The 26,029-nt window shown below is 71.8% G+C and carries 22 protein-coding genes and 1 pseudogene; 5 read left to right on the top strand and 18 right to left on the bottom strand.

Features of this window, described 5'->3' with window-relative positions; all coding sequences use genetic code 11:
• Positions 1–2 precede the first annotated feature (2 nt).
• The 6 genes from fxsT to ACZ6N8_RS13720 are packed head-to-tail and all read right to left on the bottom strand — an operon-like array spanning position 3 to position 9,226.
• Positions 3–3,878, bottom strand: coding sequence for an FxSxx-COOH system tetratricopeptide repeat protein (gene fxsT, locus ACZ6N8_RS13745; protein ID WP_466010001.1), 3,876 nt, complete (start codon positions 3,876–3,878; stop codon positions 3–5).
• Positions 3,868–5,118 carry a TIR-like protein FxsC gene (locus ACZ6N8_RS13740; RefSeq protein ID WP_466009999.1) on the bottom strand — a complete coding sequence of 417 codons (1,251 nt, stop codon included), beginning with the start codon at positions 5,116–5,118 and terminating at the stop codon, positions 3,868–3,870. Before ACZ6N8_RS13740 ends, fxsT begins: the two co-directional genes overlap by 11 nt.
• Complete coding sequence (locus ACZ6N8_RS13735) at positions 5,115–5,780, bottom strand: TIR-like protein FxsC (protein ID WP_139583079.1); 666 nt, start codon at positions 5,778–5,780, stop codon at positions 5,115–5,117. The genes ACZ6N8_RS13740 and ACZ6N8_RS13735 overlap by 4 nt, the downstream gene beginning before the upstream one ends.
• 53 nt (positions 5,781–5,833) lie before the next feature.
• Positions 5,834–6,646, bottom strand: a complete 813-nt coding sequence (locus tag ACZ6N8_RS13730) for an AAC(3) family N-acetyltransferase (RefSeq protein WP_466009997.1) — start codon at positions 6,644–6,646, stop codon at positions 5,834–5,836.
• Complete coding sequence (locus ACZ6N8_RS13725) at positions 6,643–9,030, bottom strand: FxsB family cyclophane-forming radical SAM/SPASM peptide maturase (protein ID WP_466009995.1); 2,388 nt, start codon at positions 9,028–9,030, stop codon at positions 6,643–6,645. Before ACZ6N8_RS13725 ends, ACZ6N8_RS13730 begins: the two co-directional genes overlap by 4 nt.
• A 4-nt stretch (positions 9,031–9,034) precedes the next feature.
• Positions 9,035–9,226 carry a hypothetical protein gene (locus ACZ6N8_RS13720; protein ID WP_139583073.1) on the bottom strand — a complete coding sequence of 64 codons (192 nt, stop codon included), beginning with the start codon at positions 9,224–9,226 and terminating at the stop codon, positions 9,035–9,037.
• Between the two features lie 139 nt (positions 9,227–9,365).
• On the opposite strand from ACZ6N8_RS13720, the gene ACZ6N8_RS13715 reads away from it, so the two are divergent.
• Complete coding sequence (locus ACZ6N8_RS13715; protein ID WP_466009993.1) at positions 9,366–9,617, top strand: DUF2277 family protein; 252 nt, start codon at positions 9,366–9,368, stop codon at positions 9,615–9,617.
• A gap of 36 nt (positions 9,618–9,653) precedes the next feature.
• Here the strand turns inward: ACZ6N8_RS13715 and ACZ6N8_RS13710 are convergent, their stop codons facing one another.
• Together ACZ6N8_RS13710 and selD are read right to left on the bottom strand one after the other, a co-directional pair.
• Positions 9,654–10,133, bottom strand: a complete 480-nt coding sequence (locus ACZ6N8_RS13710; protein WP_357985108.1) for a hypothetical protein — start codon at positions 10,131–10,133, stop codon at positions 9,654–9,656.
• Between the two features lie 225 nt (positions 10,134–10,358).
• A complete protein-coding gene (gene selD / locus ACZ6N8_RS13705) occupies positions 10,359–11,348 on the bottom strand; it encodes a selenide, water dikinase SelD (protein ID WP_466009991.1) in 990 nt (329 codons plus the stop codon).
• Positions 11,349–11,542: 194 nt separating this feature from the next.
• On the opposite strand from selD, the gene ACZ6N8_RS13700 reads away from it, so the two are divergent.
• The 4 genes from ACZ6N8_RS13700 to ACZ6N8_RS13685 all read left to right on the top strand — a co-directional run bounded on the left by ACZ6N8_RS13700 (position 11,543) and on the right by ACZ6N8_RS13685 (position 14,943).
• The gene (locus ACZ6N8_RS13700; RefSeq protein WP_364366493.1) at positions 11,543–12,298 is read left to right on the top strand and encodes an amino acid ABC transporter ATP-binding protein; all 756 of its coding nucleotides are present in this window, start codon (positions 11,543–11,545) and stop codon (positions 12,296–12,298) included.
• Positions 12,299–12,354: 56 nt separating this feature from the next.
• Entirely contained in the window at positions 12,355–13,290 is a 936-nt protein-coding gene (locus tag ACZ6N8_RS13695; RefSeq protein ID WP_466009989.1) for a glutamate ABC transporter substrate-binding protein, read from the top strand.
• A gap of 80 nt (positions 13,291–13,370) precedes the next feature.
• Positions 13,371–14,027, top strand: a complete 657-nt coding sequence (locus ACZ6N8_RS13690) for an amino acid ABC transporter permease (RefSeq protein ID WP_354823526.1) — start codon at positions 13,371–13,373, stop codon at positions 14,025–14,027.
• A gap of 43 nt (positions 14,028–14,070) precedes the next feature.
• A complete protein-coding gene (locus ACZ6N8_RS13685; RefSeq protein WP_466009987.1) occupies positions 14,071–14,943 on the top strand; it encodes an amino acid ABC transporter permease in 873 nt (290 codons plus the stop codon).
• Positions 14,944–14,998: 55 nt separating this feature from the next.
• On the opposite strand, the gene rny is transcribed toward ACZ6N8_RS13685, so the two are convergent.
• From rny to ACZ6N8_RS13635, 10 genes and pseudogenes are all read right to left on the bottom strand, one after another.
• Positions 14,999–16,765 carry a ribonuclease Y gene (gene rny / locus ACZ6N8_RS13680; RefSeq protein ID WP_466009985.1) on the bottom strand — a complete coding sequence of 589 codons (1,767 nt, stop codon included), beginning with the start codon at positions 16,763–16,765 and terminating at the stop codon, positions 14,999–15,001.
• A gap of 610 nt (positions 16,766–17,375) precedes the next feature.
• Positions 17,376–18,080 carry a 3-keto-5-aminohexanoate cleavage protein gene (locus ACZ6N8_RS13675; protein ID WP_466009984.1) on the bottom strand — a complete coding sequence of 235 codons (705 nt, stop codon included), beginning with the start codon at positions 18,078–18,080 and terminating at the stop codon, positions 17,376–17,378.
• A 34-nt stretch (positions 18,081–18,114) separates the two neighbouring features.
• Positions 18,115–18,813 carry a regulatory protein RecX gene (locus tag ACZ6N8_RS13670; protein WP_387112979.1) on the bottom strand — a complete coding sequence of 233 codons (699 nt, stop codon included), beginning with the start codon at positions 18,811–18,813 and terminating at the stop codon, positions 18,115–18,117.
• Between the two features lie 14 nt (positions 18,814–18,827).
• Entirely contained in the window at positions 18,828–19,874 is a 1,047-nt protein-coding gene (gene recA, locus ACZ6N8_RS13665; protein WP_139583061.1) for a recombinase RecA, read from the bottom strand.
• A 184-nt stretch (positions 19,875–20,058) separates the two neighbouring features.
• Positions 20,059–20,259, bottom strand: a complete 201-nt coding sequence (locus tag ACZ6N8_RS13660; protein WP_139583060.1) for a DUF3046 domain-containing protein — start codon at positions 20,257–20,259, stop codon at positions 20,059–20,061.
• Between the two features lie 4 nt (positions 20,260–20,263).
• Positions 20,264–21,622, bottom strand: coding sequence for an MFS transporter (locus tag ACZ6N8_RS13655; protein WP_466009981.1), 1,359 nt, complete (start codon positions 21,620–21,622; stop codon positions 20,264–20,266).
• Positions 21,623–21,734: 112 nt separating this feature from the next.
• On the bottom strand, positions 21,735–21,869 hold the full coding sequence (locus ACZ6N8_RS13650) for a hypothetical protein (protein WP_466009979.1): 135 nt from the start codon (positions 21,867–21,869) through the stop codon (positions 21,735–21,737).
• A gap of 97 nt (positions 21,870–21,966) precedes the next feature.
• Positions 21,967–23,571 carry a flavin monoamine oxidase family protein gene (locus ACZ6N8_RS13645; protein ID WP_466009977.1) on the bottom strand — a complete coding sequence of 535 codons (1,605 nt, stop codon included), beginning with the start codon at positions 23,569–23,571 and terminating at the stop codon, positions 21,967–21,969.
• Positions 23,572–23,743: 172 nt separating this feature from the next.
• Positions 23,744–24,441 (bottom strand): annotated as a pseudogene (locus ACZ6N8_RS13640) (UdgX family uracil-DNA binding protein).
• 228 nt (positions 24,442–24,669) lie between these two features.
• Positions 24,670–26,010, bottom strand: a complete 1,341-nt coding sequence (locus tag ACZ6N8_RS13635; protein WP_466009975.1) for an aminotransferase class I/II-fold pyridoxal phosphate-dependent enzyme — start codon at positions 26,008–26,010, stop codon at positions 24,670–24,672.
• Positions 26,011–26,029 lie beyond the last annotated feature (19 nt).

Below are 26,029 nucleotides of genomic sequence, written 5' to 3'. Positions count from 1 at the left end.
TGTCAGAACGGGTGGGGGTCGATGATCCGGGCGACGAACCTCCCCTCCCGCAGCGCCCGTACGCTCGGATGGTCCGCCGCGACCACCTCGCCCAGCTCCACCACGGGTGTGGTGATGGTCGCGGAGAGCCGATCCCCGTCGCTCTCGCGCAGGACGAGCGCCAGGTTCGCCAGGCAGCGCAGGGCGTCCGGGTGGCGCGGACCGGAGGTGGCCACCCACCGGTCGGCTGTCGCGCGGAGGCGTTCGAGTGCGGCGTCCCGGTCGCCCTCCTCGGCGAGGCAGATGCCGAGGTTCTCCTCAGCGGCGAGGGTGTGCGGGTGGTCCGGGCCGAGCACCTCACGCAGCGCGGCGGCGGCCCGATCGGCGGTCTCGCGGGCCTGGGTCACCCGGCCCACTGCCCGCTGCGCCGCGGCGAGGTTGCTGAGGGCACCCAGGGTGTGCGGGTGCAGGACGCCCAGCCACTGCTCGTAGATCCTCGCCACCTGCTCGGCCTCGGTCACCGCGCGATCGGTCTCGCCGAGCGCCAGCAGATTCGCCACCAGGGCGGCACGGCAGATCAGGGTTTCCGGATTGGCTCGTCCGAACTTCTCCTCGAGGACCGGGTACGCCGCGTCGAGCAGCCCGGCGGCCTCCGCCGGATGACCCGCGCTGCGCAGCGACACGGCGAGGCTGACCTGGGCGTTCAGGGTGTCCCCCGCCTCGCTGCCGATCTCCTTGAGGCTGGCCAGTTGGTGATGCACGGTGCGCAGCAGCACGACCGACTTGTCGTACTCGCCGGCCTCACGCAGGTCCCGCGCCAACTGCGCGGCCGAGTGCAGGGTGTACGGATTTTCCGCCCCCTGGACCGCCCGGCGGAGCTGGAGCACCGCCTCGTCCCGCACCCGGGCCGATCGGAAGTCGCCCACCAGGCGGTAGGAGTGCGCGAGGTTGTTGGCCGCGGTGAGTGTGCGCGGATGTTCCTCACTGAACTCCTCGCGCCACGCGTCGTAGGTTTCCCGGTCCCGTTCGATCGCCTTGGCGTACCGGCCGAGAGCGCGCAGGTCGGCGCCCAGGCTGCCGGCGGTCATCAGGGTGTGCGGGTGCCGGTCGCCCAGCAGCGCCCGCTGCTCGTCGAGGACCTGCTCGTCCAGGGCGAGGGCGTCGTCGTAGCGGGCGAGCGCCCGCAGCACGTTCGCCCGGTTGAAGCGCAGGTGCAGCACCTGCCGGCGCAGCTTGGCCAGCTCGTCGGTGCCGTAGAGGCGGTTCAGGCGCGCCGACCACACCGCGTCGACCTCCTCGGCGAACGTGTTCGCCAGGTCGAGTTCACCCTGGCGCCAGAGATACCGCACCCGGTCGATCATCAGCTCCCGAGCCGACTCGTCGTGGCAGCGCACCGCCCCGGACGCCTCGATGTGGGGCCAGAGCGTTCGGAACCGGTCCCAGGTCTGCGGATCGTCGGCGTCGCCGCGTGGCCGGGAAGCGGCCAGCACCAGGTGCACCTCGTGCCGGGTGTCGGCGACCTCGTCCGGGGTCATCCCCTCCCGGACCACCGCCTGGAGCAGCCGGTGCACCAGCACCCGACGCTTCGGCATGTTCATGGTGAGCAGGGCCGACCTGTTGATCCGTTGGACCAGGGCCCCCCGCACGAGGCGCTCGGACACCGACGGGTCGAACGGCGCCAACGCCTGCGCCATCTCGTCGCTGTGCAGCAGATCCAGGTCGATCTCCGAGGCCAGCACGGAGCAGAGCTGCAACAGTCGGTACGCCGCCGGGGAATGGGTACGCAGCCGCGCCAGGGAGAGATCCCAGGTGGCCTCCACGGACAGGGCGCTGGGGCCGTGCCGTTCGATCTGCTCCAGGTACGCGTCGACGGAGGTGCCGGCGTCCGCCAGGTACGCGCCGGCGGCGGCCACCGCGACCGCCAGGTCCCCGAGGGCGTCGGCGATCCGGTCGGCCTCCTCGTCCGTGAGGGAGGGCACCCGGCGCCGCAGGTGGGCGACGCTCTCCGCGCGGGCGAAGACGTCGACCTGGATCGGGGTGGCCCGGTCCCCCCAGGCCGGGTTGCGGGAGGTGAGCAGGACGTGTCCGCCTCCGCGCGGCAGGAAGCGTTCGACCGGGTCGACCTCCTCGGCGTTGTCGAACACCAGCAGCCATCGCCGGGGTTCACCCCGCCCGAGCGCCTCCAGGACCGCGTGCACGTCGTCCGCCCGGTCCGGGTGGCCGCCGAGGCCCAGCCGGGTGGCGAAGGCCGCCAGCGACCTCTGAACGTCGGCGTCGACCGAGTCCGTCGCGCCGACGGTGATCCACCAGACCGCGTCGTACGCGGACTTGAAGCGGTGCACGTACTCCAGGGCGAGTTCGGTCTTGCCGACGCCACCCATGCCCTGGAGAGCGACAGGCACGGCTGCGGCCCGGCCACCGGTCAGGTGCCGGCGCAGGATGGCCAGCTCACCTTCCCGGCCGGTGAACCGCGCGTTGCGGTTCGGGGCTTCGAACACGGCCGGTTCGACGGCCGGGAAGCGCAGACCGGCGTCACCGGGGCCGTCGGTGCGCAACGGGGGCGGGCGATCCACCAGCCGGAGCAGGCGCTCCGCCGCGGTCGCCGCGCTGACGTCGACCAGGTGGGTGGAGGAGGCCACCGCGAACTCGGCGAGCGGCCGCAGGTCGCTCACGTAGACCGCGAGGGGTGTGGTGCCGGCGGCCGGATCACGCGGGGGCAGCGCGGTGGGAGGAAGGGCCACGTACGCGGAGGAGAGGATGGTCAGCGTACGGGCAGGTGGCTGGGCGCCGGGCTCGACCGGCTGCGTCCCGTCGACCACCCGCACACCTGCGGAGCTGAGCACCCGCTCGATCCACTCCGCCCAGACGGCGTCCTCCGGGGCGTAGCGGAGCATGAGGTCGTCGTCGGGGAGTTCGTAGCGGCGCCGGAAGCGCGCCTTCTCCCGTTCGCGCACCGACTCGTCCATCGGCGGCATCCCGCGTACAGCGCCGTCGGTCAGCTCGGCTGTCAGGGTCTCGAACGCCGCCAGCAGCGAGGTGGGCGAACCGGGGGCGTCGCCGAAGGTCGCGAGCGTCTCCTCGTACGCGTAGAACGGCCGGTACGGCACCTCGACCGCCGCCCAGTAGCGCCGACGGTCCACCTCCGCCATGCCTGTGGGGAGCCCGGCGAACCGGCGCATCGCGAGCGCCCGTCCGGCGTCGGCCTTCTCCTTCTCCGCCTGGTCGACACGCATCGGCACCGGCAGGATCCGGATGTCGCGGCGCGGATAGTGGTCGGCGACGGCTCGGGCGACCTGCGCGGCACCCTCGATGCCCTGATCGCTGAGGGTGAAACAGTCGACCAGGACGTCCGGCAGGTGCAGGGTGCAGATGTCGGCGACGTCGCTGAGCCCGGTCCGGCTGTCGATCAGGGTGTAGTCGTACTCGCGCTTCATGTCCGCGCGCAGTGCCTCGAGGAACCGTTCGCCGCCCAGGCGGTGATAGAAGGTGTCCCAGTCCAGACCGCTGACCGAGACGGCGTAGTCGCTGTTCTGCCGGCCGGCGGAGAGGAAGTCCAACCCGCCGCCGCCCGGGAACTGCCACCCCAGCGAGAACGCGTACCTGTTGACCCGGGCGTACTGCTCGACCCAGCCCTGCGGCCGTTCCGCGTCGCGCATCGTCTCGGACTCGTAGTCGTGGATGAGGTCGATGACCCCGCCGGTGCCGCCGATCGCCGCCACATCCAGGAACGGGTGGAAGAAGCGGTGCAGGCCGGGCGACTCCAGGTCCCAGTCGGTGACCAGCACCCGCTTGCCGTTGGCGGCCAGGATCCACGCGACGTTGGCCAGCGCCATCGTCCGGCCCGTTCCGCCCTTGAACGAGTAGAAGGTGACTATCTGACCGTCGCGTTCAGTGCTCATCGGGCATCTCCGGGGCTTCGATCGGTGGCGAGACCGGTGTGCGCAGGCTTGGTGGCCGGGTGTTGGGCACCGATGCCGGGAACACCGCGCCGTGCTTCAGGTACAGCCGTCGGGCCTCGGTCACCAGGGTCGGCATCAGACCGGCGAGCTCGTCCATCCGGCCGACCCACCGGGCCCGCGTCGCACCGGAGTCCTGTAGGACGCCCAGCGCCAGCCGTGCCAGGTCGGCGCCGCGGTGCGCGTCGCGCGGATCGTCGGCGTCGGTCACCAGGAGCGGGACCGCCCATGGCGGAAGCGCCCGTGCCGCCGCCCGCAGGGCCGCCAGGCCCTCGGGCCGCTCGGTGATCCACGGGTCGATCAGGACCACACCCGGACGGATCTCCAGCAGATCCTCGGCGTCGGCGAAGTCGGTGGTGCGCACCGGCAGCCCGAGTCGCTCGGCGGTACTCGCCACGTACTCGGCCAACGGGAGTTCCTGCCGTGCCCCGAATGGTCGCCACAGCAGGCTGCGGTCGGCGTACGACGACGCCTGCCGTCCCTCCGGCAGCTGGTTCCTGGTGGGCGCCAGCACCGCCACCACGAACGCCGGGTCGGCCGAGGCCTGCCACGAGACCTCGTCCAGGGCGGGTGCCCGGGACGGCCGCAGCCAGAACCGATCGGTGGGCTCCACGATCCGCCGCGCCAACCGCCCGAGCAGGAGCTGGTACTGCCTCCGATAGGCCCCGAGCATGCAGAGCGCACGCATGCCGTTCTCGGCATACGCGGGGACGTCCCGTCCCAGGTCCAGTGCCGCGTCCAGTTCGGGATGATCCTCCCAACTGGGGACCGGGATCCAGAGGACCGGCACCACATGTTGCGACAGCAGAAAGGGTGGCACCGCCTCGGCGTCCGCCGCTGCGTCCAGCCGGGCGAGGAAGGACTCCTGTTCGCCGAGTGCCCACGGCCTGTTGAAGTAGCCGGGCGAGTAGAGAGGCACGAACACCTGGGCCGCGCCGAGGGCATCCGCCAGGGCCGCCTTCATGTCGGCGCCGGGCGGAATGTACTGGTCGATGAAGCCGATCTCCACGCCCGGCCGTGGTGACGCGAGCCGACTCACCTCACCCGACAGATCCGCGAAGAAGCGTCCGACCCAGACGTCGGTGTCGGTGCGGGCGCTCTGCACAGGCGCGGAATGCGCGTAGCTCAGGAAGAAGTAGGTCTCACGCGTCGGCGCCGTCCCGGCGGCGGTGCGCGGCATCATACGGCTGCCTCCTCGCCGAAGAGCGTGTGCAACTCGTCGACTCCCTTGGGCACCAACGGGTGGACGCGGTAGGTCCGATGGATCGCCACCACCCGCTGGGCGAGACGCCACACGACCGCGCGGTACGCCTGCTCCAATTGCATGGTCAGCAATCCGTAGACCCCCTCCTGCTCGTACTGGCGCGCGACGGTGTTGTCGTCAGGTATCGCGGTCGGCGAAAACCGTTGGATGGCACGGATGCTCGGCGGCAGTGACGCTTCGGCGGTCGGCGACCAGTTGACGGGAACGATTGCCGTCTCGTGCGCGGAGGCACCCGGACCGCGTGGTTCGATCCGGCGACGCGCGAAGGCGTGCCACTCCATCGCGCACCACGGGCTGCTGATGAAGGAACTGGACACCAGAGGGATGAAAACCTGGCAGGTGCCGGCCGCGTGCAGCAGTTCCGGGGTCCATCGCTCACCACCGGAGAGCGTGCTGTCCATGAAGCCGGGGTCGACACCGGTCGGCAGTCCGACCAGCTCGCTGACGTGCGTGGAGAGGTCGTCGAAGAACCGGGAGACGTACTCCTGGGGATTGTTACCGGCCCGCCGGACCGTCGGCCGCGAATAGCTCACGAAGAACAGCGGGGTTCGCGTATCCGCGATCGCTACCGCTTCGCTCACCGTCGTTCCTCCGCCGTCCGGAAAGCGACCGAGATCTCAGCGTAAGGCGTACGTCAATGTCGCGGACTGATCCGGTTGCCCGCGAACCACTTTACGGCGAAGTCCACTGTGGGAGGTATCGGCAACAGCCGGGTTGCCGCCAGCCCCACCACGCCGCGACCTACGAACGGCTCGACGTCCAGGCTCGCGCCGAGGGCGTCGAAGTCGCTGTCGTCCAACTCCGGTGCGACGAAGTCGCAGCGGAGCCGCCGTTCGCCGGCCTGACGGTAACAGCGGTAGGCCTGGACCGGGACGTTCGACAGGCGGTACTCGGCCAGGTGCAGGGCGCTGCACGCGTCGTAGCCGACGCCGAGGAGCAGAACGTGCCCGCCGGTGTCGTACATCCGACCAATCGGGGACCGCGGCCCCAGGTGGGACTCCAGGGCATGGTCGGCGGTCAGGAACGCCGCGCGGCGTCCGACGGCCGCGAACGAGGTCTGCGGATGGTCACTTCGGACGGCGCCCGGCAGGAGCCGTACGTACTCGGCGAACGCGCCGACACCCTGCGCGGCGGTGCGCTCGCGGTCCCAGCCCGGCATGCCCGCCTCGTACCGGAGCCGCTCGTGGGTGCTCATCCCCCGGGTCGCCTCGTGCCAGGTACGCGAGGTCGTCGAGTTGCCCGCGTTGTGCGTCGGTACGACAACCGTGCCGTCCGGACCGAGCACCGCGCTGAGCGCCTCGACAAGCGTCTCCGCCCCCTTCGCCAGGGGGCCGACCCGGCGCAGTGAGGAGTGCACCAGCAGGTCCTGCCCGGGGGCGACGCCCGATGCCTGCAGGTGGGCGGCGAGAGTGCCGACGTCGAACGGGAGCGCCGCCGGATCGGTCACACCAGCTCCGCCAGCGCGCGTCGCATTCCCTCGACGAAGCGGTCCCCGGTACCGGTCAACGACCCGCTGGCCGCCAGCGCGTCGAGCGCCTGGCCCGTCCAGGTGCGGTAGCGGTGGGCGTGGGTGGCGGCCAGCGGATCGGTAGGTCGGTCGGCGACCGCGCGGGCGTGCCAGACCTCGGCAACCGCCAGGTGGGCGTACGCGCCCTGGAGCACCCCCTCCAGCGGGCGCGGATCGGGACGCCACGCCACCCGCAGTCGGGCCGGCGACCCCGGTTCGACAAGGTCGTACAGGTCGAGCGCCGCACCGAGCTTGGAGTGCTGCCACTCGTGCACGAGCAGCACGGCGAGGCTCTCCGGGTCGGCGATCGGCCCCACCGCCACGGCGCCGAACGCGGCGCGGGCGGTGGCACTGCGCAACGCACCCGTGGGCGGGGTGTCCAGTGGGACGACCGCTCGCATGCCCACGCGCATCGCCTCGGCGTGCCGGGGGACGTCCCGCTCGGCGAGCTGCCAGGCCGTGGCCACCGTACGGCCCAGCTCGGCCGCGGGCCCCTCGGCCAGGCGTTCCCGTACCCGATCCCCGTAGCAGTCCCGCGCCGGATCGAGGTCCTCGATCCTCAGGTCGTGGTCGGCGAGCGGGCCGGGTCGGGTGGGCCACCAGCCGGCCGGCCAGGTGCTCGGCTCGTCGAGCCTGACGTCGTGCGGATCGCCTGCGGCGACCAGCCGGAAGCCGCCGGGGCGAACGGTCAGCAGAGCGGCGTCGACGCCTGCGCCCGGCAGCTGGAAGACGCCGAGCGTGGGCAGGAACACCTGGCCGCCCACGACGGGAACCCGCAGCTCGGCGGCGACTCCCGCCCGGATGGCGACCGCCGCCGCCAGCGCGGCCACCGGATCCGGTTCGGGTGTACGCGGCACCGCTCGGACGGCCGCCTGGAGCCGCCGGATCAGCCGGGGGCGGACGAACGGATGCCGGAGCACGGCCCGGACCGTGTCCGGCACTGTCGCGTCCTCCTCGACGAGGAGGTCCCATCCGGAGTCGGGTGCCGCCGTCTCCCGGTTGGCTGCCAGCAGCGCGCGGACGATGGCCAGTTGGGAGTCCACCAGGAACGTGATCGACTCCAGGGCCCCGTGACCGCCCGCGATGTCGTCAAGCGTCCGCTCCGCGTCGGTCGACACGACAGCATGGGACGGCATCGGCTGCCGCTCGGCGGGGATACCCCCCGGCTGTCGGGGCACCGCGACCGGGGCGGTCCCGGTCGCGTGCCGGTCGATGATCGAGATCAGCGTGCGGAGGTCGGTGCAGTAGACGGACGGATTGTCGAAGCCGGCGCCGGACCGGTAGCGGTGCGCGTACAGGCCGCCGCCGCAGCGGGCGACCACCGGGCAGGACCGGCAGATCGCCGACAGCCCCGCCAGCCCGCTCTGCCGGATCGCCACACCGGGATGCCGCGCCGCCTCGTCCACCGTGTGGTCGAAGACGTTCAGGCCGGTCCCGGCAGCGCCGTCGTACGCCACCTTCAGCGAGTCCGCCTGTTCCCAGGTGCCGTCGGTCTCGACCACCACCAGGTCCGCCGGCCCGAGGCCGACGGCCTCCGTGCCGGCGGACGTCCCGCGCGGATCCAACGCGTCGAACAGGCGGATCGACACCTGCCGTCCGTCGTCCACCCACCGCCTGTGGATCCGGCCCAACCAGTCGGCGTACGGGGTGGGGGCACCGCCCGGTCGGACCGGCGGGTGATCCCAGGTGTGGTGCGGCAGCAGCAGGTCGATACGGGGTGGCTCCTCGGCGAGCAGGGCGTCGTAGACCGCATCAGGGTCGTTCGCCACGTCCACGGTGCAGAGGATCCCGGCGTAGCTGTCGCGGTACCCGGGGCTCCGGAGCAGGGCCAGCGCCCGCCGGACCGGATCATGACTGCTGGCGCCGTTGGCGAAGCGGCGGTGCCTGTCGTTGGCGACACGGTCACCGTCCAGGGAGATCCCCACCTTGACGTCGTACTCGACGAAGATGTCGCAGAAGGTGGGGTCGAGCCGGACCCCGTTGGTCTGCATCCGCAGGTCGAGCACTGCTGTCGGCTCGATCGCCGTCCGCAACCCGCTGAGGATCCGCCGCATCCGTGCCGGACCGAGCAGCAACGGCTCGCCGCCGTGCAACACGACGTGCACGACAGGCAGGTCGTGTGCGCTTGCGTGCTCGGCGATCCGGGCCGCGGCGGCGTCAAGCGTCCGCGCCGCCATCTCGCGCGGGCGACCCCGCCAGGTCTGGTCGGCGTGCTCGTAGACGTAGCAGTGGTCGCAACTCAGGTCGCAGCGGCTGTGCACCTTCAGGACGTACTGGCTGATCGGGGCGCCCGGCGGGGCCGGCACGGATCGCCAAGCCGTCATAGGGTCAGATGGCCGAATTGAAGGCGGTGACGGGTACGACCGTCTCCGCCGGACCGGTGATCGGGGGGAGGACGCGGCGCAGGAGCACGTCGACCGTCTCGGGGTGCTCGGTCGCGACCTGGTCGAGCCGAGTCCTCAGGATCGACGCGATCGGGTCGGGACTCCGACCGGCGGGCGGTGCGGGCTTCTGGTCCACAGTGAGTCTCCGGGTCCCGTGGGAACCCCACGGGAGGTGTGATGGACGGCCCGAGGGCCCTGACGCGCCACCAGAATAGGCAACAGCCCCAACGATGTCATCGTTGGTCAAGTAGCGCACGAGACGAGGAGAAACGCCCATGTGCCGGAGCATCAAGACGCTGCGTGAGCCGTTCACCCCGCAGGTGACGGACACCGACATCGAGGCGGCGGCGTTGCAGTACGTCCGGAAGATCTCTGGCTTCCGGGCGCCCGCCGCGCACAACGCCGCCGCCTTCGACGCAGCCGTGGCCGCCGTGGCGGAGGCCACCCGCACCCTGCTCGACCAGCTCGTGGTGCGGGGCTCCGGGGCGGGCACCGCGGACCGGCAGGCACCTGCCGCCCACGGTTGACCGTCGGCGCGTGACGCCAGCCGGGGCCGACCGGCGTCAGGCCGCCGCGAGCGCCGGCGCGACGGTGTCCGGTGCCCACCGCGAACGGTGACACTGCGACCAGCCCCGGCAGCCGGGGTCGCCGAGGGTGCAGAGCCGTTGCCGGCTGAGCACCTCGCCGTCGTCGGTGTCCCGTACGTCGAAGTGCACCGGGCGGACCGTCCCGTCCGGGACGACGAGCAGGTGCCGCGTGGCGTCCAGCGTGTCGTCGCGCAGTAGACAGTTGCGGCCCAGCAGCCGGGCCAGCGCGGCGATGCTGGCGTGCTCGGGGAGCCGCTCGGGCACCCCGTAGCAGTCCACCACCGTCGAGAACTCGCCAGGCGCCTGCCAGACGTCACAGACGACCGCGTACGCCGGCAGCCGGGCCGGATCCGCCGCCGCCAGCGGCATCACCACCCGACCGAGCGCCTCGGCCAGTGCCGGGTAGACCTCCACGGGTCGTGCCCGGTCGATTCTCCAGTTCCACAGCTCGGTCATTCCGCCTCCTCGCTGCGTTCGTCCCACCGGCCTCCGGATCGGGCCTTACTGACGATGGTGGGGGGCATTTGACCCCAGCCGGGGGCAAGTTACCGGTCTGTGACCATTCCGGGCAAAATTTCCCTGAGCCGCATTGCTCGGAGTAGCTGGAAGGTGACAGTTTATCGGGTACGGTGTGCGATCCCCACCACCGCCACCGCGTGTCCGACGCCAGTCGCCGCGACGTCAGCGCAGGACGACGAGGTGCTCGCCGCGGGGCAGCAGCTCGCCCACCACGGGGGCGCCAGGCACCTCACCGGCGACCAGCAGACCACCCGAGGTCTGGGCGTCGGCCAGCAGCAACCGCTCGGCCTCGTCCGCCGCGCCGAAGTCGGTCCACGGGGTCACCCAGTCCAGGTTGCGCCGGCTGCCGCCGCTGACGTACCCGTCGCGCAGCGCCTCCCGCGCGCCCGCCAAATAGGGCACCCGTGCGGTGTCGATGGCCACCGTGAGCTGGCTGGCCCGGGCCAGCTTCGACGCGTGCCCGAGCAGCCCGAAGCCGGTCACGTCGGTGCCGCACCTGATGCCGGCGGCGACCGCCGCGCGGGCGGCGTCGGAGTTGAGCGCGCTCATCGTGGCGACCGCCTCCGGGAAGCTCTCACCGGTGTTCTTGTGCCTGGTGTTCAGCACGCCCACGCCGAGCGGCTTCGTCAACGACAGCGGCAGCCCGGCCCGGCCGGCGTCGAGAGTGATCAGTTCCTCCGGGCGGACGATGCCGGTCACCGCCAGCCCGTACTTGGGACCCTCGTCGTCCACGCTGTGCCCGCCGGCCAGGTGGCAACCGGCCTCCCGGGCCACGTCCTGACCGCCGCGCAGCACCTCGCGGGCCAGCTCCAGCGGCAGGACGTCACGCGGCCAGCAGAGCAGGTTGAGCGCCACCAGCGGGGTGCCGCCCATCGCGTACACGTCGGAGAGCGCGTTGGCCGCGGCGATCCGGCCCCAGTCGTACGCGTCGTCGACCACCGGGGTGAAGAAGTCGGCGGTGCTGACGATGCCGGTCCGCTCGTCCAGGCGCACCACCGCCGCGTCGTCGCCGTGGTCCAACCCGACCAGCAGCTCGGCCGTCCCGGTCGCCGGGCCGAGACCCGCCACCATGATCTCCAACTCGCCCGGTGGGATCTTGCAGGCGCACCCGCCACCACGGGCGTACGCGGTCAGCCGTACCGGTTCGGTCATCCCCCCATGATCTCGGCAACAGGGGTGTCCCGCCACCGTTGCGCGTCGCAGGGTGTGCGGAATCGGACGACCGACAACGATCGTGACCGGTGTTACCGCTCCGTGACCCGCTGGGTTGCGTTCTGCCACATCACGCCGCCTACAGTGGCCGCACCGGGGGTCAACCGACCCCGCTCCGGGAGACGACAGGGACGGTGAACGACGTGACGACGGGCGAACCGCTCATCGTGCTGGACGCGGTCAACAAGTGGTTCGGGCCGCTGCACGTGCTGGACGACGTCTCACTGTCGGTGGGTCGGGGCGAGGTGGTCGTGGTGATCGGCCCGTCCGGCTCCGGCAAGTCGACGCTGTGCCGCGCCATCAACCGACTGGAACCGATCAACTCCGGCACCATCACCTTCGACGGGCAGCCACTGCCGGCCGAGGGCAAGCCGCTCGCGAAGCTGCGCAGCGAGGTGGGCATGGTCTTCCAGTCCTTCAACCTCTTCGCGCACAAGACGATCCTGGAAAACGTCACCCTCGGGCCGGTGAAGGTCCGCAGGGAGAAGCCGGCCGCCGCCCGCGAGCGAGGCCTGGCCCTGCTCGACCGGGTCGGCATCGCCAACCAGGCGGACAAGTTCCCCGCCCAGCTCTCCGGCGGCCAGCAGCAGCGGGCGGCCATCGCCCGCGCGCTCGCCATGCAGCCCAAGGCCATGCTCTTCGACGAGCCCACGAGCGCCCTGGACCCGGAGATGGTCGGCGAGGTGCTCGACGTGATGACCGCGCTGGCCCGCGACGGCATGACGATGGTCGTGGTCACGCACGAGATGGGCTTCGCCCGGCACGCCGCCAACCGGGTCATCTTCATGGCCGACGGCAAGCTCGTCGAGGACGCCTCCCCGGCGGAGTTCTTCGAGAACCCGCGCAGCGACCGGGCGAAGGACTTCCTCTCCAAAATCCTCACGCACTAGGCGTCCGTAGTGGAGCGCGCCGACCACCGGCGGGCTCGTCGAAGAAGGAGAAGAGTATGCGTATGAAGCGCGTGGCGGCGGTCGCCATGATGGCGTCCCTCGCCCTGTCGGCCGCGGCCTGTGGCAAGGAGGGTGAGCCGACCCCGAGCGCGGGCGGCAGCGCCTCCGGTGCCGCCCAGTCCGACACCTGCAAGAGCTCCGGCGCGACCTTCACCCCGAAGACGGACGCGGCCATCGCCGGCAGCCCAACCTTCGAGAAGATCAAGACGGCCGGCAAGGTCTCCGTCGGGGTCAAGTTCGACCAGCCGAACCTCGGCTACAAGGACGCCCAGGGCAAGCGGTGCGGCTTCGACATCGAGATCGCCCAGTACGTTGCCAGCACGCTCGGCATCGACCCGGCGAAGATCGAGTACAAGGAGATCGCGTCCGCCAACCGGGAGACCGCGATCAAGGGTGGTGAGGTCGACTACTACGTCGGCACCTACTCGATCACCGACAAGCGCAAGAACGACATCTCCTTCGCCGGCCCGTACTTCGTCGCCGGCCAGGACCTGCTGGTCCGCAAGGACGAGACGTCGATCACCGGCAAGGACACCCTCAAGGGCAAGAAGGTGTGCTCCGCCACCGGCTCGACGCCGATCCAGAAGGTCCGCGACGAGGGCCTGACCGAGCCGAACAACATCGTCGAGTTCAAGACCTACTCGGAGTGCGTCTCGCAGCTGCTCGACAAGAAGGTCGACGCCGTCACCACCGACGACGCGATCCTCAAGGGCTACGCGGCGCAGAGCCCGACCGAGCTCAAGGTGGTCGGCCAGCCGTTCAGCACCGAGAAGTACGGCATCGGCCTGCCGAAGGACGACAAGGCGCTGCGCGACTACGTCAACAACCAGATCGAGGCGTCGTTCAGCAACGGCACCTGGCAGAAGATCTACGACGGCACGCTCGGCCTGTCCGGCTCGGCGGGCACCCCGCCCACCCTCGAGCGGTACTGACCGACCGGCTCGACACGAGTTGCGGCGCCGGGCGGGGTTCGTCCCCGTCCGGCGCCCGTGCAGAGGACTGAGAGCGAGGCATGGGCGAGTTCTTCCGCGTACTGACGGACAACGGGCAACTGTTCGTTGACGGGTTCACCAACACCGTCAAACTTTTCCTGATCGCCGCGGTCGGCAGCCTCGTCCTCGGCACGCTGCTCGGCGCGATGCGGGTCTCCCCCGTTCCGGCGCTGCGGGCGTTCGGCGCCACGTACGTCAACCTGGTGCGCAACACCCCCCTGACGTTGGTCTTCGCGTTCCTCGTGTTCGCGGTGCCGAAGCTCGACGTCAACATCGACTACTTCGCCAGCGCAGCCATCGCGCTCACCGTCTACACCTCGGCGTTCGTGTGCGAGGTGATCCGCTCCGGCGTCAACACCGTCGCCGCCGGGCAGGCGGAGGCGGCCCGCGCGCTGGGCATGACCTTCGGCCAGGTGCTCACGCTCATCGTGCTGCCGCAGGCGCTGCGGGCGATGGTCCCGCCGATGATGAGCGTGTTCATCGCGATGCTGAAGAACACCACTATCGCCGCCGGTTTCTCGGTGCTGGAGGCCGGCGCGATCCCCGCGTACATGGCCGAGCGGGGCGAGCCGCAGTTCGCCGTCCTGCTCTGGATCACCATCGGCTTCCTGATCCTGATCCTGCCGCTGGTGGCGTTGCAGCGGTTCCTGGAGCGCAAGTGGAGAGTGGCCCGATGAGCGAGCTGGCGAGCCGCACGGCCGCGAACGAAGGGTGGCTGAGTTGAGCCAGGCGTCGATCCTCTACGACCTGCCCGGTCCCCGCGCCAAGCGGCGCAACGCGATCCTGGGCGTCGTCTCCACGGCCGGCATCATCGCCCTGCTCGCCTACATCGGCTACAAGTTCGCCGACACCGGGCAGTTCGAGGCCCGCAAGTGGGAGCAGTTCCAGTACTCCTCGGTGCAACGCGAACTGCTCGGCGGCCTGTGGGCGACACTGAAGGCCGCCGGCATCGCCGCGGTCCTGGCGCTGCTGTTCGGCGCGGTGTTCGCCAGCGCCCGACTGAGCGACAAGTGGATCCTGCGGACCCCGGCGACGTTCGTGGTCGAGCTGTTCCGGGCCATCCCCCTGCTGATCCTGATCTTCTTCGGCTACTACGTGCCGTTGCAGTACGGCTGGTCGATCGACAAGCTCTGGGCGCTTGTCATCGGGCTGATGCTCTACAACGGCTCGGTGCTCGCGGAGATCTTCCGGGCCGGCATCAACGCGGTGCCGTACGGGCAGACCGAGGGCGCGTACGCGATAGGTATGCGCAAGAACCAGGTGCTGCGGCTGATCCTGCTGCCGCAGGCGGTGCGGTCGATGCTCCCGGCGATCGTCAGCCAGCTCGTCGTGCTGCTCAAGGACACCGCGCTGGGCTTCATCATCACGTACCCCGAGCTGCTGTTCGTCGGTAAGCAGATCGGCGGCCGGTTGCCGTTCGGGCTGCCGTACGTGCCGACGTACCTGATCGTGGCGGCGATCTACATCGCCATCTGCGGTGCGCTGTCGGTGCTGGCCTGGTGGTTGCAGAAGCGGATGGGGCGCACCCCGCGCACCGCCGCGAAGGTGCTGCCCGCCCAGGACGCCGGCGAGGACGCCGCGCGGATGATCTGACCGGAACGAGCGACGGGCGGGTGGCCAGGCCACCCGCCCGTCGTCTGTTCGTGGGTCAGCGGGCGATCTCGGTTACCCGGGACTCGCGGACCACAGTCACCCGGATCTGACCCGGGTAGGTCAGCTCCTCCTCGATCTGCTTGGCCACGTCGCGGGCCAGCACGGCCGCCCCGATGTCGTCCACGTCGTCGGGCTTGACCATCACCCGGATCTCCCGGCCGGCCTGCATGGCGAAGACCTTGTCCACGCCGAGCTTGCCGGCCGCGATCTCCTCGATCCGTTCCAGCCGCTTGACGTACGCCTCCAGGCTCTCCCGACGCGCGCCCGGCCGGCCGCCGGAGCAGGCGTCGGACGCCTGGGTGAGCACGGCCTCGATGGTCTGCGGCGGCACCTCGTTGTGGTGCGCCTCGATGGCGTGCACCACGTCCTCGTGCTCGCCGTACTTGCGGGCCAGGTCGGCGCCGATGATGGCGTGGCTGCCCTCCACCTCGTGGGTGAGGGCCTTGCCGATGTCGTGCAGGAACGCCGACCGCTTGATGAGGGGTACGTCCAACCGCAGTTCGGCGGCCATGATGCCGGCGATGTGCGCGGTCTCCACGAGGTGCTTGAGCACGTTCTGCCCGTACGACGTGCGGTAGCGCAGCCGGCCCAGCAGGGTGATCAGCTCCGGGTGGATCTCGGTGATGCCGACCTCGACCAGGGCGTCCTCGGCGGCGCGCAGGCAGAGCTGCTCGACCTCCTGGCGGGCCAGGTCGTAGACCTCCTCGATGCGGTGCGGGTGGATCCGCCCGTCCAGCACCAGCTTCTCCAGGGTGAGCCGACCCACCTCCCGACGGACCGGGTCGAAGCAGGAGAGCAGCACCGCCTCGGGGGTGTCGTCGATGATCAGGTTGACCCCGGTCACCGACTCGAAGGCGCGGATGTTGCGCCCCTCCCGGCCGATGATCCGGCCCTTCATCTCGTCTCCGGGCAGGTGCAGGACGCTGACCACACTCTCGGCGGTCTGCTCGCTGGCGACCCGCTGGATCGCGTCCACCACGATGTGCCGGGCCCTCTGCTCGGCGGTGCCCCGCGCGTCGGCCTCGATGTCGCGCACCAGGAGCGCGGCCTCCCGCTTGGCCTGCGTCTCGATCGTCTCGACCAGTTCCAGCCGGGCCGCGTCGGCGGTGAGGCCGGCGACCCGTTCCAGCTCCCGGCGACGCAACTCCTCCACCTCGGCCAGCTCGGCCTCGCGTTGGGCGAGCGCGGACTCCCAGGCGGCGAGTGCGGCCCGCGCCTCGGTGAGCTGCCGCTCCCGTTCGGCGAAGCGCTCCACCTCCTCGGTGTGCAGCCGTTCCCGCTCGTCCATCCGGGCGGCACGCCGCTCCACCTCGGCCGCCTGCTCCCGGGTGGTGGCGGCGAGCACCGCGACCTCCCGCTCGCCGCTGCGCCGGGCCGTGGCGCGGAGCTGCTCGGCGTCCGCCTCGGCCTGCTTGTGCGCGCGTTCCAGCACCGTGTCCGCCTCGGCGCGGGCGTCGTCGAGCACCCGCCGGGCCTCGGCCCGGGCCGCCTTCGCCTCGGCCTTCGCCGCCGCCGCCTCGGCACGCGCCGCGGCCGCCGCGGACTTCGCCACGTCGATGGTGCTGTTCGCCTGGTCGGCCGCATTGCGCAGGGCGGCCAGGGACTGCTCCTGCCGGTCCTTCTCGGCGATGAACGCCGGATCCTCGGGGGCCGGCGCCGAACCCATCCGGCGCAGCGTCCGGACGCCGACGAGCACGGCCCCGATCACCACCGCCGCGAGGATGAGGACTGCCGCGAGGAGCACGACGTCGAAGGCGTTCATGCCGGAACCCCGTGGGGTCTACCGGTGAACCTGTGCCGCCGCCCCGCCATGGCCGCCTCCCCTGAAACGTTCGCCGACCGCAGCGACCGTGCCCGGCGGGCACACTCCTGCGGCTGTGGACGCCCGACCGGAGCGGCTGGCCGTGGGTAGCTCTCTCCGCCGGCGGTGCCCTCGGGCATCGTCGGCGACCGGGTGCAGTTGTCGCGGAGTACCGGACCGGCCTGTCCGGACTGCCGCCAAAGGCCGTGGAGTCGGCCAAAGTGATGCTGTTCTGTTACGCGATCTATGTTGTGCGCTTAGCCTGCGCTGGTCGGGCAATGTGAGCCTGTATGGCGAGGCTAGGTCGCCGGGGGTGCTCAGGTCAAGGACTCATGATCAAACCCCCCGAACGGAGCGAAGTTGTGGCGTCACTCCACGCTGATACCGGGTCGGACACGGGGGGACAAACACGGCGAGGCGGCGCTTCGGCAGGAATGTCGTGCCTGTTCAGCGCCGCAGTGGAGTCTCGCAGGGAGCCGACGTGTGACGCCAACGACCCCTCCGCACGCGCCAGGCTCCTCGTCGGACCCGGTCGCGATCGTGGAGCGCGGCCGTCAGGGGCACCGGCCGGTCAGCGGGCCCCGGCCGCCAGCGCGGCGGTGACCAGCGCGGCGTTATCCGGAGCCGGTGCCCCGTCGGGTAGCAGGAGAGTGTCCTCCAGGCCGATCCGGGTGTGCAGGCCGCGGTCGACCGCCTCGGCGAGCACCGCCCAGGTGGCCGGACCTTCGGCGTGCAGCAGCACCGGTGGACCCTCCTGCGGCAGGGCGGCGAGGATCCGCGCCGCGTCCGCCAACGCGACGGACACCTCCTCCGCCATGCACTCCACGAGAATCCGACCGACCGGGACCCGCCACCCCTGGTACGTCTCGACCGCGTCGAGCGTCCAGAGCCCCACCTCGACGAGCACGCCGCGGTCGTGCAGGGCCGCGGCGACCGCCTCGGCGCCGGGCTCGTGCGCGTTGACGGAGGCGAAGTCGGGCAGCACCGACCAGGCCTGGACGGCGGCCACCCGGGCGGCCACGTCCGGTTCCATCCAGGCGCCGGTGCTCACCCCGACCGGCAGGCCCGGCCGGGCGGTACGGATCGCGGTGAGCGCGTCGGCGATCACCGCCGGGCGCAGCGACTCGACGCCCGACGCGTCGCGCGGGTGGACGTGCACCGCCGCGACGCCGAGCGCCGCGCACCGGGCGGCGTCGGCGGCCAACTCCGCCGGGGTGACAGGCACGGCCTGATGGGCAGCTCGGCTGCGCTGGCCGTTCAGGCAGGCCTTCAACATCCGGTGCACACCTCCGGCGGACGCCCCGGACCACTCACTCGGTCGGGCGGTTGTCGCGGTCCAGGTCGCCTTCGGCGTCGGCCAGCGCGTCGGCGTCGATCTGCTCGGCGAACTCGGCCGCCTCGGCGCTCTGCGCGGCGAGGGCGTCCTTCACCGCCCGGATCGCCACGCCGGGCGGATAACCCTTGCGGGCCAGCATGCCCACCAGCCGACGGAAGACCGCGTCGGGCTCACCCCGGGCGGTACGCAGCTTGCGGTCCACCAGGGCACGGGCGGTCTCCGCCTCGGTCTCCTCGTCCAACTCGCCGAGCGCCTCGGTGGCCACCTCGCCGTCGACGCCCTTGCGGCGCAACTCGTTGGCGAGCGCCCGGCGGGCCAGACCACGCCCGGAGTGCCGGCTGGACACCCAGGCGCGGGCGAACGCCGCGTCGTCGATGATGCCGACCTCGTCGTACCGGTCGAGCACCTCGGCCGAGACCTGCTCGGAGATGCCCTTCTTGGCCAGCGCACCGGCCAGCTCGGCGCGGGTACGCGGTCGGACGGCGAGCTGGCGCAGACAGATCTCGCGGGCCACCTCCGACTCGTCGCGCGGCGGCGCCGCAGGCGCGGCGGCCTCACCCTCGTCGGAGCGGTCACGGCGACCCCGGCGGGGGCGCGGCGGATCGGCGGCGTCGCCCGTACGGGGTGGGCTGGCATCCCAGCCCCGCCCCGTACGGGCACGTCGTCCTGCCATCGGTGAACGACCGGTCAGAAGTCGACAGGCGGCAGCTCGGGGCCACCGGCGGCGTCGCTCGCGCCGACCCCGACGCCGAGCTTCTCCAGGATCTTCTTCTCGATCTCGGCGGCCACGTCCGGGTTTTCCTTCAGGAACTCCCGGGCCTTCTCCTTGCCCTGGCCGAGCTGGTCGCCGTCGTACGTGTACCACGCTCCGGACTTACGGATGATCGCCTGCTCCACGCCGACGTCGATCAGCGAGCCCTCACGCGAGATGCCCTTGCCGTACATGATGTCGAACTCGGCCTGCTTGAACGGCGCGGCCACCTTGTTCTTCACGACCTTGACCCGGGTGCGGTTACCGACCACGTCGGTGCCGTCCTTGAGGCTCTCGATGCGTCGCACGTCGAGCCGGACCGAGGCGTAGAACTTCAGAGCCCGACCACCGGTCGTGGTCTCCGGGCTGCCGAACATCACGCCGATCTTTTCCCGCAGCTGGTTGATGAAGATCGCCGTGGTGCCGGTGTTGCTGAGCACACCGGTGATCTTCCGCAGCGCCTGGCTCATCAGCCGGGCCTGGAGACCCACGTGGCTGTCGCCCATCTCACCCTCGATCTCGGCGCGCGGCACCAGGGCCGCCACCGAGTCGATCACGATGATGTCCAGGGCGCCGGAGCGGATCAGCATGTCCGCGATCTCCAGCGCCTGCTCGCCGGTGTCCGGCTGGGAGACAAGCATCGCGTCGGTGTCGACACCGAGGGCCTTCGCGTACTCCGGGTCGAGCGCGTGCTCGGCGTCGATGAAGGCCGCGATGCCACCGGCCCGCTGGGCGTTTGCCACCGCGTGCAGAGCCACAGTGGTCTTACCGCTGGACTCGGGACCGTAGACCTCGACCACCCGGCCCCGTGGCAGGCCACCCACACCGAGCGCCACGTCGAGCGCGATGGAGCCGGTCGGGATCACGGCAGTCTGGATGACCGGCCGCTCCCCCAGCCGCATCACCGAGCCCTTGCCGAATTGCTTGTCGATCTGAGCGAGAGCAAGGTCGAGTGCCTTCTCCCGGTCAGGCCCTGCTGCCATGGTTGCCACCCCTGCCTTCGCCGGCGTCTTTGCTGAGCTTCGCGTCACGCGGACACGCTAGGCGCTGGGTCCGACAGAAAACCAGCCGACGGGCCGCGAGCTGTGGACGAGCACCCCGCTGTGGACAATAGCCGAACAGGTGTACGACTCGGCAAGCGACACGCGGAAGCGACGAAAAGGCTGCTCAGCGTAGTCGCGCGGGCACCCGGTCGGGGTACGCGGCGCACACCGCCCGCCAGACCACGTGGGTCTGCTCACCCGACGCCAGCGCCTGCTCCACGGTCCGCCCACCGAGCTGGGACAGGACCTGGTCGCGGGCGATGCTGGCCGCGTACCCCGGCCCGAACGCCTCCTCCAACCGCGCCCAGAAGTCGGTCAAGCGCACGTGATCAGCCCTCCTCGTCCGGTGCCCCGGTCGGCACCGGGCGCAACGCTAGCGCCACCAGGGGCACTGTCGCGACCGCCGCGAGCAGGGCGAGCACCGGATAACCGGCGATCTGCATGACAAACCCGCTGAGCACCGCGGCGCCGGCCCCCGCCAGCCCCATGACCAGGTCCGAGAAACCCTGGACACTCGGCCGCACACCGGCCGGCACCGACTCGGAGAGCAGCGTCGAGCCGGCCACCATGGTCCCCGACCAGCCCAGCCCGAGCAGGACCAGGCCGACCGAGAGCCGGGGCGTGTGGTGCCCGGCGGTGCCGGCGACCGCGCAGGCGGCCAGCAGCGTCCCGACGCCGCCGAGGATCACCGCCCGCCGGCCGAGCCGGTCGGTGAGCCAGCCCACCACCGGGGAGAACGCGTACATGCCGGCGATGTGCAGACTCAACACGATGCCGACCAGCCGCAGCACGTCGGCGTCGGCGTGCGACTCACCGAGCCGGACCGGGGTCATCGACATCACCGCCACCATCACCAGGTGCCCCACCGCCACCGCGGCGATGCCGAGGCGGGCGGCGGGCCGCCCGCGTACCACCGACCAGGCCAGCCGCATCCCGGCGCCGCGCGGCGCGCGCACCGCGACCGGCGCGGCGGCCGGCGCCTCCGCCACGACGGCCGTCGGCGCGGCGTCGGCCGGTGCCACCACTGGCGTGTCGGCCGCCGCGAGCCGCCGCGCGGTGAGCAGCGGGTCGGGCCGGAGCAACCCGAGGAGTACGACCGCAGCGAGCACGAAGGCGGCCGAGCTGAACGCGAACGGGCCGGCCAGCGGGGGCAGCCCCCAGCCGGTGGTGATCCGGTCGGCCAGTGCGGCGAAGTTCGGGGCGGCCACCGCGCCGATGGTCGTCGCCCAGACGATCAGGGAGAGCTGCCGCCCCCGTCGGGCCGGCTCGGCGAGGTCAACCGCCGTGTAGCGGGCCTGGAGGTTCGCGGCGGTGCCCCCGCCGAAGAGCAGCATGCCGAGGAAGAGCAGCGGCACCCAGTGGGTCACCGCGGACAGCACCACGAGCACGCCGCCGACGGCACCGACCGCGTACGCCACCACCAGCCCCGGTCGCCGCCCGTGCCGGGCCATGATCCGGGTGACCGGGACGGCCAGCAGCGCCGCGCCGACCACCCCGGCGCTCTGCGCGACGCCTGCCATCGCGGTGCCGGCGACCCGGGCGGCGAGCAGCGCGCCGACGGAGATGCCGATGGTGACGCCGATGCCGCCGATGATCTGGGTGCCGAAGAGCAGCCGCAGGGTACGGCGCTGGATCGACGTGACGTCGGGGCGGGCGGCGGTGCGCGGCGCGGTCAGGTCGGTGGCCATCGGCGCTCCTCAGGACGGATGACCCATCCTCGCGCACCCGCACCGACCAGCGGCAGTGGGTTTAGCCACCAGCCGAACCGGTCACCGCACCGAGCATCCCGGGTACGCGCCCTCACACCTGCGATCGTGGTGTCTCCGGTGGATCGGGCAGCACCGACGCCAGCCGGTGGATCCGGGTGAGGGTGAGCGCGGCGACGGCCACACTGACGGCGGCACCGCCACGACGCTCCCCGTTGTCGACGTCCATCGATACCCGATACCCATCCGGGCGACCCGCGACGCACAGTCGATCGTGGACGGCCCCGGTCGGCGGCTGACGGAGACCGTCCACGGTCGAGCCGGTCTCAGCCGGCCATCACCCGCTGGTGCAGCGCGGAGACCGCCGAGCGGGCCGACACGAACGCACCGTGCTGCCAGGCCACCTCGTGGCTGAGCCAGTCGCCGGCGAAGTAGACCCGCCCGGCCGGCTGGAGCAGCAGGTTGTAACCGGCCGTGCCGTACCGGGGTGAGGTCCAGGCGCCCTCGATGTAGGGGGTCCGGTCCCAGGCGTGGGAGAACGAGGTGACCAGCTCACTGCGGTACTTGTCGCCGTGGATCTTCACACCCTGGCTGACCGCGCGCTCGGCGCGCTGCTGGGGCGTGAGCCCGCTGTACGCCCTGGCGTTCGCCCCGGTGTTGTAGTAGCCGACGATCAGGCCGCGCCTACCGTGGAAGCCGTACGACGGGTACCAGATGTGCGACAGGTCCAGGTCGGTCTCGGTGATGCCGCCGTAGATCCGCTGGTCGGCCTCCCACCAGCGGCTGCGGTACTCCAGGCCGATCTTCCCGGAGGCGGTGACCGGGAAGTCGGCCAGGGCCGCTGTCACCGCGGAGCCGAGATTGTGCGGGACCCGGGCCATCAGGTGCGGTGGTAGTGCCGCCACGCAGTAGTCGGCGGTGATCTGCAAATGCCGGCCACCCTGTCGGTAGGTCACCTCGACCCGACTGCCCCGGTCGGTCACCGCTGTCACCTCAGCGTCGAGCCGGATCCGGTGCGGGCCGACCGCCCGGGCCAGCGCTCGGGGGATCTGGTCCATCCCGCCGACCGGCTGGAACATCAGCATCGCCTGGTCGTAGCCGAACTCGAAGGAGAAGTACCGACCGACGTTGCTGGCGAACACGTCGGAAAGCGGCGGTGGCGTGCCGAGCGGGCTCCCCACGTCGTTGCCCGCACCGGGATACGCGGAGAAGCCCCGACGGTTCGTCCCGGCGTACGCCCAGTCGCTGGTCCGTCCGCCGATCGCGCCGAAGCTCTGCAGGAACGACAGCAGCCGGTCGCGGTCCTCGGCGGTCAGCCGGGCGTCCAGCGCTCCCTGGTCGGTGGCCTTCGCCAGCAGTTCCGAGACGTAGCCATACACGTCGGCCTTGGCCGTGCGGTACCGGACCGGCTCGGTCATCCCGGCAGACTCGTTGTAGATCCAGGCGTCGGCGTTCTGGTTGGTGAAGACCTCGACGGGTACGCCGAGTTCCCGGCAGTAGTCCATCGTGACCATCCACTGTGCGATGCGGCCCGGCCCGGCGTTGAAGTAGACCCCGTCGGAGAAGTCGGCCCGCTGGGTGCGTCCGTCGAGGTCCGTCTCGACGTCGCCGCCCCGGATGGTCAGGTTCCGCCCGCCGACGCGGTGCCGTGCCTCCAGGATGGTGCAGCGGTAGCCCGCCTTGCCCAGCTCGTACGCCGTGGTGAGCCCGGCGATGCCGCCGCCGAGAACCACCACGCTGGCGCCCGACCGCCCGGTGAGGCTGAAGTCCGACCGCTCCGGCGGCCGGAAGGCCGGAATGACCGACGCCGCCGCGCTGGGGGCCAGCCCCATGGCGCCCATCGTGGCGAGCATCGCTCCGGCACCGCCACTGACCCCGACCGTCCGCAGGAACCCACGCCGACTGACCATCGACTGTGTCTGATCGCTCATCACGGCCTCCCCTACAAGATCGACCCGCATGAGTCTGCAGAGGATCTGTTACGCGGCACACGCATCGCCGTTTCCGGTGGGTATCGCCGCACCGCGCGACGCAGGCGGACGCCTCCCGCCGGCTCGGGTCGGGACGGGCTGCGGCCCCGGCTCGGGGCGGAGCGGTCGCCGGTCAGCCGGGCAGGGCGCGGGTGACCACTGTGAGGTCGGCGACCAAGCCCTCGTACGCCTTGTCCTGGTCGTCGGCGCGTAGCACGGCCGACGGGTGGATGGTGGCCAGCAGCCGCGCCTGCGGAGCGTCGGCGCGTTTTCCGGCGTTGTCCACCGGCACCCGCTGGAAGTCCTCCGGGTGCTGCGCCGAGGCGGGCCAGGGCAGCAGTTCGCCGCGCTGGCGGGTGACCCGGAAGGACGGGCCGAGCAGCGCCTTGGCGGCGGTGGCGCCGAGCACCACCACGACGTCCGGGCGCAGCCGGGCGAACTCGGCCACCAGCCAGGGCCGGCACGCCGTGATGTGCACCTGGTCCGGGGTCTGGTGGATCCGCCGCTTGCCGCGCAGCTCGAGCGGAAGTGCTTCACGGCGTTGGTCAGGTAGAGCTGCGTCGGGTCCAGCTTGGCGTCGTCGACCGCGCGGCGCAGCAACCGGCCGGCGGGGCCGACGAACGGAAGACCCTTCTGGTCCTCCATGTCGCCGGGCTGCTCACCGACCAGCACCACCCGGGCGCTCTCGTCACCCCTGCCGAAGACCGTCTGCGAGGCGTCCCGGTACAGCTCACACCCCCGACAGCCACCGGCCGCGGCGCGCAGCTCGTCGATGGTGTCCGCGTCCGGCGGGATGAACCGTTGGGCGCCCGGGGCGGTCTGCTCGGCCATGCCGACTGTTATATACCCGTTTCGGGTCCGCTGCCGGATCCGGGTCAGTACCCGTTGCCGCCTCCGTCCCCACCGGACGCCACCGCGATCACCACGATGACGATGATGATGATCACCGCTGCCACCGCGATCCAGATCCCCTTACGAGCCCCACCATTGGCCATGTCCCCACACCTCCGGGCGCCGGCATACCCGTCCCGATCGGTTCGAATCGCGCCGGTGACGGGGTCAGGCGGCGAAGCCGGGTGGTGGGGCCGGACGGGTCGCGCGGGCCAGCGCGGCGGCCAGGACGGGCAGGTCTGTGCTGGTCAGAGCGCTGGTGGTGATGCGGACGGCGGGCGGGGCGGCGATCCGGTAGAGCGCGCCGGGGGCCACCGACCAGCCGGCGTCGCGCAGCGCGGTCACGGCGCTGGTCTCGTCCGCCACCGGCAGCCAGACGTTTATGCCACTGCGGCCGTGGGCGGTCAGGCCGTGCTCCGCCAACGCCGCCAGCAGCCCCTCGCGCCGCAGGTCGTAACTCTCCCCCGCCCGTCGCACCAGGTCGGCGACCGCCGGGTCCCGCCACAGGGCGAGGACCAGCCGTTGCAGCACGGTGGAGACCCAGCCCGCGCCGACCCGCGTCCGGCCGGCCACCCGGGCCACAGTGGTCTCGTCACCGACCAGGACGGCCAGCCGGAGGTCCGGACCGTACGGCTTGCTCACCGAGCGCAGGAAGGCCCAGCTCCGCGTCGCGCCGGCCAGGGGATGCAGCGGTACGTCGGCCAGCTCGGCGGCGTGGTCGTCCTCGATCAGCAGCAGGTCGGGCCGGTCGGCGAGCAGTGTCCGCAGCTCCTCGGCACGGGCGGCGGACACGGTAGCGCCGGTCGGGTTCTGCGCCCGGCTGGTGACCACAAGCGCCCGCGCTCCGGCGGCGAGCGCGGACGCCACCCCGGCCACCAGCGGTCCCTCGTCGTCGAGCGGTACGCCGATCGGGCGCAGCCCCAGCGCGGCCACCAGATCGAGCAGGTTGGCCCAGCCCGGGTCCTCCACCGCTACCGCGTCGCCGGGGCGCAGGTGGGCGCCGAGCAGCCGCTCGATGCCGTCGAGCGCGCCACCGGTGACCGTCAGTTCACCGGTGGGTACGCCGTCGGCGGCCAGTCGGGCGCGGGCCGCCTCGGCCAGCTCGGGCAGCACCCCGGCGTGGGAGTAGCCGACCGGCGCGCCCGCGGCGGCGGCGAGTGCCGCCAGGTGCGGGCCGAGCGGGGGCAGTAGCCGCGGGTCCGGTTCACCCAGGGACAGGTCGCGAGCCCCGGGCAGCGGGGGCGGGCGCAGCGCGGAGCGGCGGGCGGCCACCGGAGGGCGGGGACGCACCCGGGTGCCGTGCCGGCCGGCGGTGGCGAGCAGGCCGCGCTGGCGCAACTCCTGGTAGGCGCGGGCGACGGTGGCGGGGCTGACGCCCAGCTCGGTGGCGAGGGCCCGCACCGGCGGCAGCGTGGTGCCGGGCGGCAGGGCGTCGGTACGGATGCCCGACTCGATGCTGGCCGAAATCGCGACGGCCGTGGATCCGGTGAACTGATAGCGTGCTGACACAAATGACAGATTGTACTAG

The organism is Micromonospora sp. NPDC047521 (genome assembly GCF_055587305.1).
Note: the sequence above shows the minus strand (reverse complement) of the source record. Positions and strands in the feature narration are given on the sequence as shown.

Coding starts and splice junctions, on each gene's coding strand:
- ACZ6N8_RS13695 (WP_466009989.1), top strand. CDS start 12,355: ATGCGTATGAAGCGCGTGGCGGCGGTCGCCATGATGGCGTCCCTCGCC.
- ACZ6N8_RS13650 (WP_466009979.1), bottom strand. CDS start 21,869: ATGGACGTCGACAACGGGGAGCGTCGTGGCGGTGCCGCCGTCAGTGTG.
- recA (WP_139583061.1), bottom strand. CDS start 19,874: ATGGCAGCAGGGCCTGACCGGGAGAAGGCACTCGACCTTGCTCTCGCT.
- ACZ6N8_RS13740 (WP_466009999.1), bottom strand. CDS start 5,118: ATGATGCCGCGCACCGCCGCCGGGACGGCGCCGACGCGTGAGACCTAC.
- ACZ6N8_RS13710 (WP_357985108.1), bottom strand. CDS start 10,133: ATGACCGAGCTGTGGAACTGGAGAATCGACCGGGCACGACCCGTGGAG.
- ACZ6N8_RS13725 (WP_466009995.1), bottom strand. CDS start 9,030: ATGACGGCTTGGCGATCCGTGCCGGCCCCGCCGGGCGCCCCGATCAGC.
- ACZ6N8_RS13670 (WP_387112979.1), bottom strand. CDS start 18,813: ATGGCAGGACGACGTGCCCGTACGGGGCGGGGCTGGGATGCCAGCCCA.
- ACZ6N8_RS13645 (WP_466009977.1), bottom strand. CDS start 23,571: ATGAGCGATCAGACACAGTCGATGGTCAGTCGGCGTGGGTTCCTGCGG.
- ACZ6N8_RS13690 (WP_354823526.1), top strand. CDS start 13,371: ATGGGCGAGTTCTTCCGCGTACTGACGGACAACGGGCAACTGTTCGTT.
- ACZ6N8_RS13715 (WP_466009993.1), top strand. CDS start 9,366: ATGTGCCGGAGCATCAAGACGCTGCGTGAGCCGTTCACCCCGCAGGTG.
- ACZ6N8_RS13655 (WP_466009981.1), bottom strand. CDS start 21,622: ATGGCCACCGACCTGACCGCGCCGCGCACCGCCGCCCGCCCCGACGTC.
- ACZ6N8_RS13675 (WP_466009984.1), bottom strand. CDS start 18,080: ATGTTGAAGGCCTGCCTGAACGGCCAGCGCAGCCGAGCTGCCCATCAG.
- fxsT (WP_466010001.1), bottom strand. CDS start 3,878: ATGAGCACTGAACGCGACGGTCAGATAGTCACCTTCTACTCGTTCAAG.
- rny (WP_466009985.1), bottom strand. CDS start 16,765: ATGAACGCCTTCGACGTCGTGCTCCTCGCGGCAGTCCTCATCCTCGCG.
- selD (WP_466009991.1), bottom strand. CDS start 11,348: ATGACCGAACCGGTACGGCTGACCGCGTACGCCCGTGGTGGCGGGTGC.